The organism is Aquiflexum sp. (genome assembly GCF_041751335.1).
Taxonomy (GTDB): domain Bacteria; phylum Bacteroidota; class Bacteroidia; order Cytophagales; family Cyclobacteriaceae; genus Aquiflexum.
The window spans coordinates 1-2236 of sequence record NZ_JBGSXS010000174.1 but is presented as its reverse complement, the minus strand read 5'-3'; the positions used below and the strand labels follow the sequence as shown (position 1 = coordinate 2236).

Here is a 2236-nt window from a genome sequence, read left to right as displayed (position 1 = left end):
TACTTTTCAGAAGCTCCATTCAGAATGACGAGCACTCTCTCCATTTTAAAAACCAATCTAAAATGGAGAAAAAATGAACGCCTGCAAGCTAATTTGACGGCATAGGCTGGAATTATTGGATCATTCATGTATCTTAGTCATCTTCTTGGCACCTCCCCTAAGCTATCCCAGGAAAATCAACCGAATAAATATTGGCAAATAAATGGAGAACAACGGATCTGACCTGTTTGTAATCATCCTCTTGGGTTTTTTCCTGATGCTGTTCATGGTGTCATTTATCATCATCATGGTTATCTACCATCGGCAGCGACAAATCCAAAACCGACAAAAAGTGGAATCTATGAAAGCTGCTTATGAAAACACCATTCTAAATGTGGAGAAAGAAATAGGGGAAGATATTCTTGGTCATGTGGGTCGTGAACTTCATGACAATGTTGGCCAATTGCTTTCTTTGGCTAAACTTAACCTCTCTAGTAGCAAAGTAGAGAAAGTCCATGAAGGTAAAGTTTTGATCAATGAAATCATCAGGGAGGTGAGGGCATTATCCAAGTCCTTGAATTTGGATTGGGTGGATTCCATCACATTGGAGGAATTTATCAAAAAGGAACTTTCCAAGCTCGAAAGTACTGGATTCTGCAAAGTTGCCTTTCAGAAAAACGGGCAAGCCCTTCAGTTGGACAAAGAAAAAAAACTTGTCCTGATCAGGATTATTCAGGAAAGTCTGAACAATGCCATCAAACATGCCCATCCTTCTCTGATTGAGATCACTGTAGATTCCGATACTTCAAAATCAGAAATCACCATAAAAGATAATGGTAAAGGATTTGATGTCAGCAAAAATTCTGAGGGCTCAGGAATGTATAATCTGAAAAACAGAATGACAACAATAGGAGGGAGTCTGATGATCCGTTCCAATATTGGAAAAGGAACAGAATTAAAGTTAGTTTTACCGCATTCAGCCAATTGAATAAAAAATAAGGGAAATGATCAATATTGCTTTAGTTGATGACCATAAAATGTTTGCCAAAGGGATTGCCGGTCTTTTGGAGGACGAGGAGGATTTCCAGGTCCTTGGTGTTTTTTCAAACGGGCAGGAGTTATTGGATTTTTTGAAATCAAGAAAAGTAGATGTGGTCCTTACTGATATGAATATGCCTGTCATGGATGGTGCGGGAGTTATAGAAGCAGTCAGGAGCTCCCGGCCCCGCCCCAAAATCATTGTACTGTCCATGTATGATGATGAGGCCATTTTTCAGAAATGCCAAAAACTTGGCGCAAATGCCTATGTACTCAAAAATGCAGACCCTGATGAACTCATTTATACCATAAGAGAGGTATTTGAAGGTTCCCACGTCATGAGTTTTCAAAAGGTGCTTCAACAAAATCAAGATGACCTGTACGCTGACCTGTATAAAGAGAAATTCAAACTATCCAAAAGAGAGTTGCAGATCCTTAGGATGATAAAAAATGGAATGACCAACAGAGATGTATCATTAAACCTTCATTTGAGCATTCATACGGTTGAGGCCCATAGAAAAAAAATACATCACAAACTTGGTGTCAGTTCCATTGCGGAACTTATCAGAAAAGCGGTTGATATGAACTTATGAAAAAAATCAGAACAGCCCTTGTAGGATTTGGTTCAGTGGGTGAAAAAATGCACGCCCCATTGATTTCAGTCTGTGAAGACCTGGAATTCGTCGCTGTGGTAGAACGAAATGATGAAAAATCCAGGGAAAAATATCCCCATCTCGAAATATTCAGGAGTTTCGATGATCTCTTAGAATCGGATATTGCCGAACTGATAGTCATCGTCACCCCAAATGAGTATCATTTTCCACAGGCAAAAAAAGCATTGGAAGCAGGAAAGCATGTGGTGGTGGACAAGCCTGTAACAGTCCATTCCAAGGAAGCCATGGAGCTGGAAAGAATTGCGGATGAAAAAGGTTTGGTGCTTTCAGTTTTTCAAAACCGGAGATGGGATGGGGATATCCGAACCATTCAGAAAATTCTGGCTGAAGGTGTCTTGGGAAGGATTGTTCATTTTGAATCGCATTTTGACAGATTCAGACCCCATGTCACTGATAATTGGAGGGAGAAAGAAGTACCCGGAAATGGCATTACCTATGATTTGGGCACTCACCTTATAGATCAAGCAGTGATGCTTTTTGGAAAACCCAAATGGGTCTATGCCGAAATCCTCAATCAAAGAAGCGGTGCAGTTGCTGATGATTTT

At 40.2% G+C, this 2236-nt stretch carries 3 protein-coding genes; all 3 read left to right on the top strand.

Features of this window, described 5'->3' with window-relative positions:
- Nucleotides 1-202: 202 nt before the first annotated feature.
- Entirely contained in the window at nucleotides 203-967 is a 765-nt protein-coding gene (locus ACEW8U_RS09805; RefSeq protein ID WP_373521862.1) for a sensor histidine kinase, read from the top strand.
- Between the two features lie 16 nt (nucleotides 968-983).
- The gene (locus ACEW8U_RS09800; RefSeq protein WP_373521861.1) at nucleotides 984-1610 is read left to right on the top strand and encodes a response regulator; all 627 of its coding nucleotides are present in this window, start codon (nucleotides 984-986) and stop codon (nucleotides 1608-1610) included.
- The coding region (locus tag ACEW8U_RS09795; RefSeq protein WP_373521860.1) for a Gfo/Idh/MocA family oxidoreductase at nucleotides 1607-2236 on the top strand (630 nt) is incomplete at its 3' end. The genes ACEW8U_RS09800 and ACEW8U_RS09795, both read left to right, overlap by 4 nt.

What these genes read in the sequence shown, in the direction of transcription:
- ACEW8U_RS09805 (WP_373521862.1), top strand. Translation starts at nt 203, where the DNA reads ATGGAGAACAACGGATCTGACCTGTTTGTAATCATCCTCTTGGGTTTT.
- ACEW8U_RS09800 (WP_373521861.1), top strand. Translation starts at nt 984, where the DNA reads ATGATCAATATTGCTTTAGTTGATGACCATAAAATGTTTGCCAAAGGG.